General features: G+C 52.9%; 8 protein-coding genes. 7 read left to right on the plus strand and 1 reads right to left on the minus strand.

Translation table 11 applies throughout. The features are described 5' to 3' along the window. Window positions 1-62 precede the first annotated feature (62 nt). A complete protein-coding gene (locus KP707_RS10495) occupies window positions 63-2,486 on the minus strand; it encodes a TonB-dependent receptor domain-containing protein (protein ID WP_338085321.1) in 2,424 nt (807 codons plus the stop codon). A gap of 360 nt (window positions 2,487-2,846) precedes the next feature. On the opposite strand from KP707_RS10495, the gene KP707_RS10500 reads away from it, so the two are divergent. From KP707_RS10500 to KP707_RS10530, 7 genes are all read left to right on the plus strand, one after another. Continuing rightward, window positions 2,847-3,743 carry a LysR family transcriptional regulator gene (locus KP707_RS10500; protein ID WP_099212769.1) on the plus strand — a complete coding sequence of 299 codons (897 nt, stop codon included), beginning with the start codon at window positions 2,847-2,849 and terminating at the stop codon, window positions 3,741-3,743. Window positions 3,744-3,866: 123 nt separating this feature from the next. Beyond that, window positions 3,867-5,474 (plus strand): serine hydrolase, encoded by a 1,608-nt coding sequence (locus KP707_RS10505; RefSeq protein WP_211502922.1) that lies wholly within the window; start codon window positions 3,867-3,869, stop codon window positions 5,472-5,474. After that, the gene (locus KP707_RS10510; protein WP_215751603.1) at window positions 5,471-6,691 is read left to right on the plus strand and encodes an FAD-dependent oxidoreductase; all 1,221 of its coding nucleotides are present in this window, start codon (window positions 5,471-5,473) and stop codon (window positions 6,689-6,691) included. Before KP707_RS10505 ends, KP707_RS10510 begins: the two co-directional genes overlap by 4 nt. Then, a complete protein-coding gene (locus KP707_RS10515) occupies window positions 6,688-7,974 on the plus strand; it encodes a serine hydrolase (protein WP_211502920.1) in 1,287 nt (428 codons plus the stop codon). The genes KP707_RS10510 and KP707_RS10515 overlap by 4 nt, the downstream gene beginning before the upstream one ends. Window positions 7,975-8,532: 558 nt before the next feature. Then, the gene (locus KP707_RS10520) at window positions 8,533-10,296 is read left to right on the plus strand and encodes a prolyl oligopeptidase family serine peptidase (protein WP_252348850.1); all 1,764 of its coding nucleotides are present in this window, start codon (window positions 8,533-8,535) and stop codon (window positions 10,294-10,296) included. 176 nt (window positions 10,297-10,472) lie between these two features. Next, window positions 10,473-10,856, plus strand: a complete 384-nt coding sequence (locus KP707_RS10525) for a hypothetical protein (protein ID WP_211502918.1) — start codon at window positions 10,473-10,475, stop codon at window positions 10,854-10,856. Window positions 10,857-11,209: 353 nt separating this feature from the next. Further along, window positions 11,210-12,826 carry a dihydroxyacetone kinase subunit DhaK gene (locus tag KP707_RS10530; RefSeq protein WP_211502917.1) on the plus strand — a complete coding sequence of 539 codons (1,617 nt, stop codon included), beginning with the start codon at window positions 11,210-11,212 and terminating at the stop codon, window positions 12,824-12,826. The last annotated feature ends 375 nt before the right edge of the window (window positions 12,827-13,201 follow it).

Genomic DNA, 13,201 nt, shown 5'->3' on the forward strand with positions numbered 1-13,201 from the left:
GGACGCGCACGGTGCGGGTGGCATGTATATTACACCCGATTGCACCGCACCATCATGTCACGTCAGAACTCAGCAGAGACTGTGCCGAAATATTGACGCGGCGCTGCGACGAAGAGATTGGCGTTATTGTCGCCTGAGACTGATGCCGCCCCGTAAATTCCGCCGATGTAGTTAGTGTCAAACAGGTTGGTGATACCGAAGGTGGCTTTTAAATTCTGTGCAAAGCCAACTTTGCCGAAATTATAAGCCAGATTAAGATTTGCCTGCCAATAAGACGGAACATACTGGTCGTTGAGGTAGGTCATCGGACGCGCACCAACGTAATTGACGTTGAAGTTAAACATTGCCCGATGCCATGTATAATTCAAATTCGCCTTATACATGAATTTTGGATAATAGACCTGATGCTTACCCTTCAGGCTATATGTGCGACCGCTATAATTAATTGAAGACGTCTGATACTCGGCGTCGTTCCAGCTAAAGCTGTTCGTAATTTCCAGCCCACGAAACGGGCGGATCGTGGCGACTGCGTCAGCACCATTCATGGTCTCCCGCCCAACGTTCAGATAAGCGCTGTGTGCGGTCGCAGTGCTACCCTCCGTGATAGATGCCAGTCGATTATAGTAATCGGTATGGTAAAAATCTGCACTACCCGAGAAAAAGCGGGAATCATATCGATATCCCACGATATAATTCCAAGTTCTCTCAGGCTTGATGACCTTTTTATTTGCATCGAACACGGATTGAGCAGACTGAGACGAATTGCCCAGACCACCCCACGGCGTCGCGCTGGACGTCTGTGAATAGTAGTCGTAGGCACGCAGGTTTTCGGCGATATCCCAGTAAATTTCATGATGATCGAGGAAATGATAATCAAAATTGAAATGAGGCAGGAATGCACCTGACGCTGTCAGCGTACCACTTGCTGCATGACGATAATACGTGTTCCACCCTTCAGCAGCGAGTTGATCTGTATAATCGTTTTTTGTACCGCCATGGGTCGTTTGTGTCAGTGACTTGAAACCGGCAAGCAGCGTCATGCCAGGCATGATCTTCCAGCGATCCTGGAGGAAGAACTGAAACGTGTTGGTATTATAGGCGTCATTATACCATGTGCTGCCGGTCCCTTTTTTGAACCCGGACAGCGGATTATGACCAGTTGTCAGACCGTCTTCATAGAGCATGGAATCATATATCCAGCGGCTATTTTCATACCAGACGCCACTTTCAATATAGTTGTCATGCGGGGCTTCATACGAGAACTTCTGTGTGAAGCCCAGTCGGCGCATATCGGCATGTGACATGCCCAGCGCCATGGGAACTCCCGTGACCGAACCGTCCGCCTGCAACGAGGGCGTGCCATAGCTCGGCGATGTCACAAAGTTATTGGTTCCGCCATACAGACCACTGCTGACATTTCCATATGCCACCGTGTCCGAGTGAATTTTTTCGGAGAGATCGAAATGCCCCGTCACGGCCGAAAGATAGGTTCTCTGCACCTGAGAGGCGTCCCACGCATAATCACCAATCTCATCATTGGACAGTTTCCCCTCATAACCCGGTGGAACATCCGACGTGTACTGAGCGTAATAGGCCCACTGTTTGGCCTTCTCGTAGTCCGGCTTCAGATAGGTCGTATCGCGTCCCATCTGCCGCCACATGTTTTTGGTGAGCGTCAGATAATTCATCTGCTGGAAATTGCCGTAACCAAAGAACCCCGTGAGCTTTCCGTGCTCGCCCACAGGCTGAACAATCTTGGCATCAGCCTGTAATTCGCTTTGTCCCCCTGCCCCTTTCCACATGTCCGTGTCAGTGCGCGCAAAAGAGGCATAGAATTTTGTGCCCGTAGGGTTCAGGATACCGCTGTCTGCACGAACATACGTTCGGTAGGCATTGTAGCTACCAAACGTCTGGCTGATCTTGCCGCCTGCCTTGTCCTTCGGATCAGAGGACGTGTACGTCATGGCGCCGCCAAGGTTCTGAGCAGAAAATGAATCCAGCGCCCCGGCGCCCTGCGACATTGTCATGCCGCCAACATCATCCTGGATCATCGCCTGTGTGATTGAGACACCGTTATTATTGGCGAAACCCTGCGTCCCCAATGGTATGCCATCAAGCGTTGCGCCGATCTGCATCTGGGTAAATCCGCGCACATAGAACGTGTTGCCGTAGGTATCGAGACCAAAGGCGTCGGTCGAGGTGAAATTCGCACCCGGCGTAGTCATCGCGAGGATCTGCATGGGGTTTGTGCCTTCAACAAACCTGTCCATGACTTTACGCGTAACAGCCACTTCAGGCCCGTGACTCCGTACACGGGACACACTAACCGAAATCGATTCCGGATCAGCACCTTCAACCGTATGATGTCGCTGAGGCTTTGAAGCGACCTGGGATACGGCTCGCGGCGACGAAGGACGGGCCTTCGTAGTATGGTCCGACTTCGTTGCAGCATCCGCGCCCGTAGACACCACACTTGCAACAGCCATGCTGAGGATGCTCGTCGTGAACAGATAACGAGATCTTCTTCTCAGCTTACCTGACGATTTCACAACACACATCCGCCGCACTCCTGGAAAGACTTTGATTAAGTTACGTTACGTGTCCGATATGTTGCGCGTCCATATTGCTTTATTTTCGTAGCTGATAGACTGAGGTTAACTCGTCGTCGTCACCGAGGCTTCGCAAGACCGAAAAATACCCGCGAGATCCTAGCATTAAGCTTTTCCGATCAAAAAATGCCCTCCTTGCGCAATATTTCCCAAATGACTGTAAGAGAGATATGAAGGCCCTCTTACCAGTCAGTGGGTTAATACCGTTACTCGTTTGCGCTCAGGAGAATATACACCGTGAGATTACGTCAGATCGAAGTCTTCTATGCGATCATGACGACGGGATCGCTCCGAAAAGCCGCAGAAGTCCTGAATGTTTCGCAGCCGGCGGCCAGCAAGGTTCTCCGTTATGCTGAACATTCTCTTGGTTTCGCATTATTCGAGCGCAAAGGTGGTCGACTTGTCCCCACGCGGGAAGCGCAGATCATGCTTCCTCATGTGAATGCCATTTTCGGCAAACTTTCCGACCTGCGGCGCCTCACCCATAACCTGCGCTATGCCCGGGCAGGGCATTCCATCAGTATCGGGTGCGTGCCAAGCCTGGGCCTGAGCCTCATCCCCCGTGTGGTCCGCAGTTATTGTGCTGATCATCCCGATACAGAGGTCACGATTGATGCACTGCATGGCTCAGAGATCGTCTCACGAATTTTCAACCATGATCTCGATCTTGGCGTTGTATTTGGCAACTACTCACGAGAAGGCCTGACGGCCCAGCACATTGGCGACATTCCCTTGGTTTTGATCGATAAAGAGAAGGATCAAGGCCCCGTAGCACTGACAGATATTGATCAGAACCGTTATCTCGGCCTGTCCGAGAAAGATCCGACTGCTGACCTGCTTGATATGGCACTTGACGAGGCAGGCATATCCGCAACCCCCGCCATTCGAGTGCGGACGCATTTCATGGCGGCAGAACTCGTTCGATTAGGCGTTGGTTGCGCTATCGTAGATGCTCTGACAGTCCTTCATCATCCGGGGCTTCCCCGCCCTTGCACACTCTCTCCCCCTCTCAGCATCAAATGCACAGTCCTTTACCGCGCGGATTATGCTCTTTCACATATTTCGCGCGATATTCTCGGCCTTTTAAGGCACGAACTCGACAAAGATCTGCAGGATTTGGAAGCAATGGTTTAGCCTTAGGTTATCACCTACGTATATCTCGTCACGGGACACTCCCCTGATTCCATGCTTTATTTCTCTTATCTGACACAGAGGTTCGTTTCTGGACCAATATAAGATGAGAGTTTTCGAGCCGTTATGAACAAGCGTCGCGCCCTGTATGGAACTGCTCTTCTCGCAGGGGCGCTGATGCTCCGTCCGGCGTATAAAGTTCAAGCCGCAGAGCTACCGTCTGGGTTAACGGCTCCATATATCGATGCAACTGTAGAGCAGGCACGTAAGGCTTTTGACGTGCCTGGTATTGCTGTCGCTGTCGTGCAGGATGGAAAAATCGTTTTCAACCGCGGTTACGGACGCCGCGCGGAGGATGTCCATAGCGCGCCTGTAGATAGCAGCACCCTGTTTGCCATTGGGTCGAATACAAAGGAATTCACGGCCACTGCTCTGGCCCAGCTTGTGGATGCCGGAAAGCTGAAGTGGGATGATCGTGTGATTGATCACCTGCCGGAATTTCGTGTTTCGGACCCATGGATTACACGCGATTTCCGTGTCTCAGACCTGCTGACTCACCACAGCGGCATGGGTCTTGGCGCGGGAGACCTGATGCTCTTCTCCCACAGCACATTCACCCGCAAAGACGTTTTGGCCGGGCTTGTATATATGCCTTTTACGGCTCCTTTCCGGAAGGAGTACGCCTACAACAATCTGCTCTATGTCGTGGCTGGGGCGCTTGTGGAACGGGTAACAGGCCATACCTGGGAAGATGTCGTCCAGACCCGCCTCATCGACGCATCCGGGCTGGCAGCATGTCAGTCAACACCACCATATAAGGGCGAGACAGACGTTGCGACCGGCCAAGGAGATCACGGCCCCCTCCCCGAAAAAGCAGCTCGCCGTTTTCCTGCTGTCGGTCCGGCGGGCAGCATATGGTGTAGCGCAGAAGGAATGGCGCGTTGGGCTCAGATCTATCTTGGAGGAGGACAAACGCCAGAGGGAAAGCGCATTTTCAGCAGCGAGAGCCGCGACAAGCTTTGGGCGCCCCATGCTCTCCTTCCCTTGCCAGACATGGCGGCTTTAACCGGAACGCATTTTCGCGCCTATGGCTACGGGTGGTTCATGGAGGACTTCTTCGGGCACAAGCGCGTCTGGCATACCGGCACGATCGGAGGGATGGTCAGTTACGTCACGTTCCTGCCGGAACTGAAAAGTGCCGTTGTGATCCTAACCAATCATGATGACCACAATGCAACCTACGCCCTGGCGACCACATTGAGCGCGCGCATCGCAACCGGTCACAGTGCTGACTGGATCAGTTACTGGAAACACGAGGAAGACGAAGCAAAAGCGCACGAGAGCGCAGTTGCAACCTCAACTGGCCCCGGATCGCCTGCTCGTCCTTTCGTGACACTCCAGACGCCACAGCGACAGGACTATATGGGCGACTATCTGGATAACTGGCGCGGACCAATCTCCGTCACTGAGCGCGGTCAAGACCTACGGCTAATATTTTCCAAGGCCGATGGCCTGGCGGGGACCTTAAAGGCTCTTCCGCATGACCTGTTCGTCGTACGCTGGGATAACCGCGAGGAAGACAGCGAAGATGACGCGTATGTCCAGTTTGAACGCGATGTCACGGGCAAAGTGACGGGTATGAAGATGCAGCTTTTAGGGTCTGATTTCAGTTTTGATGCACAGGACCTCCACCCCCGTAAAGTAGAGACAGCGCACGGAGAGGCACACCCGTGAAACAGCATATTGCGGTTATCGGCGGTGGCGTCATCGGGCTTTCGACGGCGTATGCCCTCATCCGAGCGGGCCATCGCGTAACTCTGATCGAACAGAACGCAGATGTCGGCCTAGGAGCAAGCTATGCCAATGGCGGCCAGCTCAGCTACCGCTACGTCACCCCTCTAGCTGATGCTGGTATTCTGCGTCAGGCGCTGCGCTGGATGCTGAAATCCGGGTCTCCGGTCTCCCTTCGTCTTAGGGCCGATCCGAAACAGTGGCGCTGGATGCTGTCCTTTCTCTCCGCCTGCACTCGCACAACAAACCGTCGAAATGCAAAAGTGCTTTTACAACTGGGCTTGGAAGGACAGGCCGAGATGGAAATATGGCGCGAAGAGGGATTGAAAGGTTTCCTTTGGCGTCAACCAGGAAAGCTTGTCCTCTATCGGAATGAAGCCGTTTTCAGGAAAGCCGTATCAGGAATACAGAACACAACCTTGGAACGGGCCCTTTCTCCTGCAGAATGTGCTGAGATAGAGCCAGCTTTCGCTCACCTGACACCAGATCTTGCAGGAGGCATTTTTTCCCCCGAAGATGAGGTCGCGGACAGCCACCTCTTCTGCAAGGCCTTAAAGACAGCGCTTCTGGACGCACCTGGATTTCAATACCTTCAGGAAAAAGCCACGCTCGGACGTGATAAGAACAACACATGCATGCTGATTGTCGGCGGCCGACATCTTGAAGCAGATCAGATTGTCCTTGCTGCGGGCCTGAACTCACGCAAACTCGCTGCCTCGCTGGGCATCCATCTGCCACTCTATGGCCTGAAGGGTTACAGCCTTACACTCAGCCCCTCACCCGAGACGCTACCGTCTGTTAGCGTTACCGACTACGACAACCGAGTAGTCTATGCACGACTTGGCGACGCACTGCGTGTTGCCGCGATGGTCGATATCGGGGCGGAAGATACGTCTCTTAACCCAAAGCGTCTCGCATCGCTGCGCGCGCTTGTTCGGCAAACGCTCCCGCAGGCAAACACAGATCATAGCCCTGACTCTCCATGGGCCGGTCTACGACCTGCCACTCCCACGGGTGTCCCCATTATCGGCCGGAGCAAATGTGACAACCTTCTGCTCAATGTAGGTCATGGCGCGCTCGGCTTCACACTTGCTGCCGGTTCAGCAGCGCGGATCGCGCAATTAGTCGCCGCCGTTCATACCGATGGAGTTCAGAAATGAATGCACACCCACGTCGTCGACTTTCTGCATTCCTGCTTATGGCAAGCGCTGGCACAGCATATGCCGTTCCCCCTGCTGCCACAGACGCACTGCTGACGCACACGTTAACAAATGGAGAGGCCCGCCCGCTGGCAGCACTCGCCGCACTGCGCATCCATAATGGTGCCGTGTCCTACCGATATGTGGGCGGTTTTGCGCGCAAAAATGGCGCTGACGTCACCCCCGTCCATTCAGACACGCTGTTTCGGATCGCGTCTGTCTCGAAATTCGTTACGACGATCGGTCTGATGCAACTGGTGGATCAAGGGCGGATCGATTTGGACGCCGATGCCTCCAAGTACCTTGGCTTCCAGCTTCGGAACCCTGATTTTCCAGATACACCGATTACAACACGCATGTTGCTCAGCCATACGGCAAGCATCGCAGACGCAGACGACTATGTAATACCCGCAGATCGCACCGTTTCAGAATTTTTCGATGCGTCCCGCCGCCCGGGAGCCGCAAACTACCACTTCCTGCCCGGACGGAAGCCGGGGTCATGGTTCAGCTATTGTAATCTGTGTTACGGCTTGATCGGCACTATGATTGAGCGGGTGAGCGGAGAGCGCTTCGATCTTTACCAGCAAAAGCACGTGCTAACGCCACTTGGTATTGATGGCGGCTATGACCCGGCGCTTCTTTCCCATCCTGAACGTCTCGCAACGCTCTATCATCATACGGCCACCGGCTACGAAGCCGCCAAAGATAGTGACACGCATTTCGCCCCAGAAGCCTCCGCCCAGTACCAGATCGGCACGAACGCCACGATCTTTTCGCCGCAAGGTGGCCTCCGTATTTCCCTTGATGGTCTCTATCGTCTGTCGCAGTTCGTGTTCGGAAACGGAACGCTTCAGGGAGTGAAAGTCCTTTCCTCCCAATCGCTTCAGACGATGCTGCATTCAGGCTGGCATTACGATGGTCATAATGGCGAAGGACCTTATCCCATCGCAAGCTACGGTTTGGCGATCATCCAGTTGACCGGCGCGCGCGACCCATCAGGGCACCCGACAACCCCATGGCGTGGCTACCAAGGTGGCATGGTTGGGCACCTTGGGGATGCTTACGGCCTGAGGTCCGGGTTCTGGCTCAATCCAGCGACGCGCGATGGCTATCTGTTCATTGCCGATGGTTTTCCTGAGGACGGCAAAGAAAAGCCAGGAAAAATAACGTCTTTTACCAATGTCGAAGAAGAGATTTTTAGCGCGCTTTCAAACGCAGGCACTGTTTCAGGAACGGTTCAATGAAGATTACCATGCCCCATAGCCGTACATGCGCGTTGGTCTTGTCACTTCTCTCATGCACATCCTGGACAGCCCACGCTCAGGACGACGCATCGACGCAGTCACGCCTTTCCAACCTAATGGCGATGCCATTTGCGACGAATATGGTGGGAGCAAAGCACGCGCAACGTCTGGCATGGGTAGAACAACGCAAGGGCGTGCGTAACGTCATGATCTCGGATGCCGGGAACGCTCCCCATCAGGCCACAACCTACGTAAAGGATGACGGAACCCCCCTTTGGGGCCTAGCTCTCACACCGGATGGCAAGGCCTTGGCTTATGTAGAAGGCGGCGATCCAGAAGCCCTCACAGCCCCTGCTCCCAACCCGGATAATGCCGCCTATCGCCCTACGGCCACAGTCCATGTCGTTCGCGATGGCAAACAAAACACCATTTCAGGCCAAGGCTATCTTCCAGAGTTCTCTCCCAACGGGCAGCAAATCGCTTTTGCACAANACAACCTACGTAAAGGATGACGGAACCCCCCTTTGGGGCCTAGCTCTCACACCGGATGGCAAGGCCTTGGCTTATGTAGAAGGCGGCGATCCAGAAGCCCTCACAGCCCCTGCTCCCAACCCGGATAATGCCGCCTATCGCCCTACGGCCACAGTCCATGTCGTTCGCGATGGCAAACAAAACACCATTTCAGGCCAAGGCTATCTTCCAGAGTTCTCTCCCAACGGGCAGCAAATCGCTTTTGCACAAGGAGGCACTCTGCTGCTGGGGGCGACCGGTTCTTCTGCCCGGACGGTCATGACTACGGACGGAACGATCACGGCCCTTCATTGGTCCGCGGATGGCACGTTTGTCGCATTGGAGATCAATCGTGGTTCACACGGCATGATTGGATTATGGGACACGAAGCACAGCGTTCTCAGCTTTATTCCGCCAGGTTTAGGGTTCGACCGGCTACCCACATTCTCGCCTGACGGCAAGCATCTTGCTTTCGTCCGTGTACAGCAACCTCCATTACTGACGCGTCCAGAAAACGGCCAGTTCTGGTCCCTCCATAGCTACGACCTGACAAGCGGTGCAGAACAACTGCTCTGGACACCACCAAAAGGGCCTGGAAGCAGGTTTTGGGCAGCAGACGACCTTGATCTGACATGGACGCCAGACGGGCGCATCCTGTTTCCTTGGGAGGGAAGCGGTTGGCTTCGGATCTGCGCCATTTCTGCTGCTGGCGCCACAACGCCACAATGTTTAACCCCTGAACAAGCCGAGGTTTCGTCCTACCTCCTGTCACCTGACGGTAAATCGCTTTTCTACACCTCAAATGTCGGGGAGCTCGATCACTGGCGCGTATGGTCCAAGCCGTTGGACGGGAATGCAGCAGCTATGACGGATGCAACAGAAGAAGCAGGCTCGCTTGCTATGGCTGGCGAGGACCTGGCAGTGATGGTCACAAGCGCCACCCAGACGGCTCACCCTATCCTTCGCCACGAGGGACAATGGAGAGCGCCGGTAACGCCGACACTCCCTAAAGATACCAACTTCGTTGCCCCGCAAAGTGTGCTGTTTCGGAGCGAAGATGGAACCAACATCCACGGTCAGCTTTTCCTTCCGCCGACTGAAATGCATGGCCCCCATTCGGCGCTAGTGTTCGTCCACGGCGGACCCAATCGGCAGATGATTCCGGCTTTCAATGCCATGGGATACTATTCCAACGCCTACATGATGAACCAGACACTCGCATCACACGGTTACGTCGTGTTGTCCGTGAACTATCGCAGCGGTACGGGCTATGGACAGGCGTTTCGTGAGGCCGACAAAATAGGGAGCGCGGGAGCCAGCGAATACCAGGATGTCCGTGCCGCCGCGCAGTATCTGCGAGCAAGACCAGACGTAGCGCCGAAGCATATCGGGATCTGGGGCGGAAGCTGGGGTGGCTATCTTGTCGGATTAGCACTGGCCCGCGATAGTGGTTTGTTCGCTGCCGGTGCAGACTTCCATGGCGTCCATGACATGACAGAGCCAGATCATCCCGGTCTGTCCCCTGAAGAAAACCGCAAACAACATGAAACGGAATGGCGGTCCTCCCCTCTGGCAGATATCGCGCACTGGCGCGCGCCGGTCCTGCTTGTCCACGGAGATGACGATCATGACGTGGAATTTGAGCAATCAGTGTTGCTGTCCAAGGCATTAACTGCGGCAAGTGTAACGCACGAGGATCATATATTCCCAGGTGAACGACACGAATTTCTTCGGCAGCAAGACTGGCTGACAGCATACAGCTGGACCATTCGATTTTTTGATCACTATCTCGAAAACGCTGAGGTGCCGTAGAGCGGCTTACCCCACAACAGATATTATCTGGATATTTTCACGCAAACTGTGAGCACGTCTAGAAAAAATCGACTTTAATATACCTGTTCGCTATAGAGGCAACATTCTTCAACCGGGTCTTCAAGGGTTAGTTTGTGCAGTGCGAGTGGCGTAGATCTTACGACAGGCTGGTTCCAATGCTGATCAAAGAACATTTCGGAGACCCGGGTGTTCTTACACGGCAGTTCCCCTACATGAAGTCGACGTATCTTTGGAAAAACGACGACTTCGTCATCACGGCAAAAGCCCTTGCGAACCCGAATAGCAAGTATCATGAGCTTGAACGACAGGCCGTAGCGCTTCATCAGGCCGGATCTTGGCGACTTGCCGGTGAATATTGGCTAATTGCGGCCGGCTGGCGTCGTAATATGATGGACGCAAGCAATGAACAACACGTAGAGGCGCTGCAATTCGTGCTTCGCCATGTCGAGTACAACAGAGCACTAGCGGAATGGAAAAAGAAGAAGCTCAGCCGAAATGCTATGCCCTATCCTGATCAGTTCGGAATTCCCGAAGAATAAAATTTCGATATAGTTGTAGACCCTAATTCTACACACCTTCTCAATATTTCTTGAAATTTCAGAGGGTGCGAATTCACAAACTCGCACCCGGAACCAACTACAATTATTACCCGCAAGTACACACAAAAAAATACTTTCAATCTTCTATTCCATTTCTTCCGTCTCTCTATAATTTCAGAGGCAGCAAGTCTTCATAGGAAAATAGAGGTTTTTCTAACCTCATCCGTCATCAAACACCGCAGATTCAACATTGATAGCAGAACGCTTCAAGCGGGCTCGCTCGAAGGTGATCGACCTAAAAAGCGTGCTGATGCGTTCTTTTCCTCAGTGATCCTCTGAGGACGAAAGATACGATGAAGCGCTTCTACAATCACCGCGATACTCTTGTTGCAGAAGGTCTTGACGGTCTTCTCAGGTCATCCGTCGGGCATCATCTCTGCCGACTTGAAGGACACGAGAATATCCATGTCGTTCTCAGAAGGGACTGGGATAAGTCGAAAGTGGCTATCATCTCCGGCGGAGGCTCAGGCCATGAGCCAGCCCATGCTGGTTTTGTTGGCAAAGGCATGCTGACGGCAGCAGTCTGCGGTGCGCTCTTCGCCTCCCCCAATGTGGATGCCATTCTCGCCGCCATCCTTGAAGTGACTGGCGAGGCAGGATGCCTCCTGATTGTTAAGAATTATACCGGAGACAGGTTGAATTTCGGCCTTGCCGCAGAACAGGCCCGCACTCTTGGAAAGAACGTTGAACTCGTCATTGTGGCCGATGACATCGCACTTGGCCGCGGACCTCATGCCCGAGGTATTGCTGGGACAGTCCTTGTTCAGAAAATCGCGGGCCATCTGGCAGAAACAGGATCTAGCCTGGCAGAGGTAAAACAGGCTGCCACTGATGCCATCCAATCAACAGCGTCGATCGGCCTCGCTCTATCAGACGTCAATGTTTACGATGTGGAGCATAAAACGCGGCTAAATGACTCAGAGGCGGAACTAGGCCTTGGCATTCACGGCGAACCTGGCGCTGAGCGGATCTCTGTAGATAAAATCGATGTTTTAGTTAATAAAGCCGTAGATACACTCGAAAAAATTCTAACAGATGATAAGCAAGTCATTATGGTCAACATGCTGGGCGCAGTTCCAGTGCTGGAGGCTCAGGCCATAGTTGATGCTCTTTCCAGAACCGCACTTGCAGACCGCATAGAATTTATTATTGGGCCTGCCCCGATGATGACTTCTTTGGATATGTACGGATTTTCTTTATCCGCCATACCTGCAAGAGAAGACTTCGTCGAGGCCTTGAAATCTACTGTTGAGCCTTGGGCTTGGCCGGGCTTAGCCCCTTTTAAGGGGATACAGACAAAGCAAACTCCAGCCTTGCCTGAAACTTTCTCCTATGAGCCCTCATCCGACACTTATGTAGAGAGCCTTATAACTCACGGCGCAAAGGTTCTCATAGATAATGAAAAAGATCTCAATGCGCTTGACGCCCTGATTGGCGATGGCGATGCAGGCTCAACTTTCGCTGAGGCGAGCCGCGTTATTCTCAAAGAAATCAACCGCCTTCCCCTCGCTTCTCCCCAACATCTCTGTGAAACGATAGGCAGGCTTCTCGCGCGCAATGCTGGTGGCTCCAGCGGAGTTTTGTTGTCCATCATGTTCGCCACAGCTGGACAACAGCAGGATTGGCGCACCGGGCTTGAGGCAGGTCTGGACCGTATGCACAGATACGGTGGAGCGTCTCAAGGAGATAGAACAATGCTCGATGCGTTGTTTCCAGCAATAACGGCACTTCAAACTGGAAATCTTCAACAGGCCGCCAAGGCTGCTCGTGAAGGTGCTGATGCCACCCGGAAGATGCCAGCACGAGCTGGCCGCGCAGCTTACGTTCCGAAAGAACAACTCAAGAATATCCCTGACCCAGGGGCAGAAGCCATTGCTCGCCTGTTGGAAGGACTGTCGAGTTTAACCTAAAAAGTAGTGGCGCTTTAAAATTCTCATTGCGCGTTGTTACGATTTTTACCAATCGCTAACAACGCGCGTACATTTTCTCCTGCGAAATTCCAATACTTCCACAATACATATCTAGTTTTTACAAAATTAAAATACATCTCACCCTCTTTGAATGGAGAAAAATTATTCTAAATATCATTACCATACAAAAAAACGTATATCATTTTCGAACTAAGATAATCATAGCCGCCATAAATAACCATAAGATACAGAACTATAAAAATATTTTTATTCTATTTGTTTATCACTCTCATATATTTTTCCCTCCCTATTTCGTCATGCTCAAAAAATCGTTACCACATCAAACTGTTGCAAAAAAAATACACACGATTTCAT

The organism is Gluconobacter sp. P5E10 (assembly GCF_018812145.1).
Classification (GTDB): Bacteria; Pseudomonadota; Alphaproteobacteria; order Acetobacterales; family Acetobacteraceae; genus Gluconobacter; species Gluconobacter cerinus.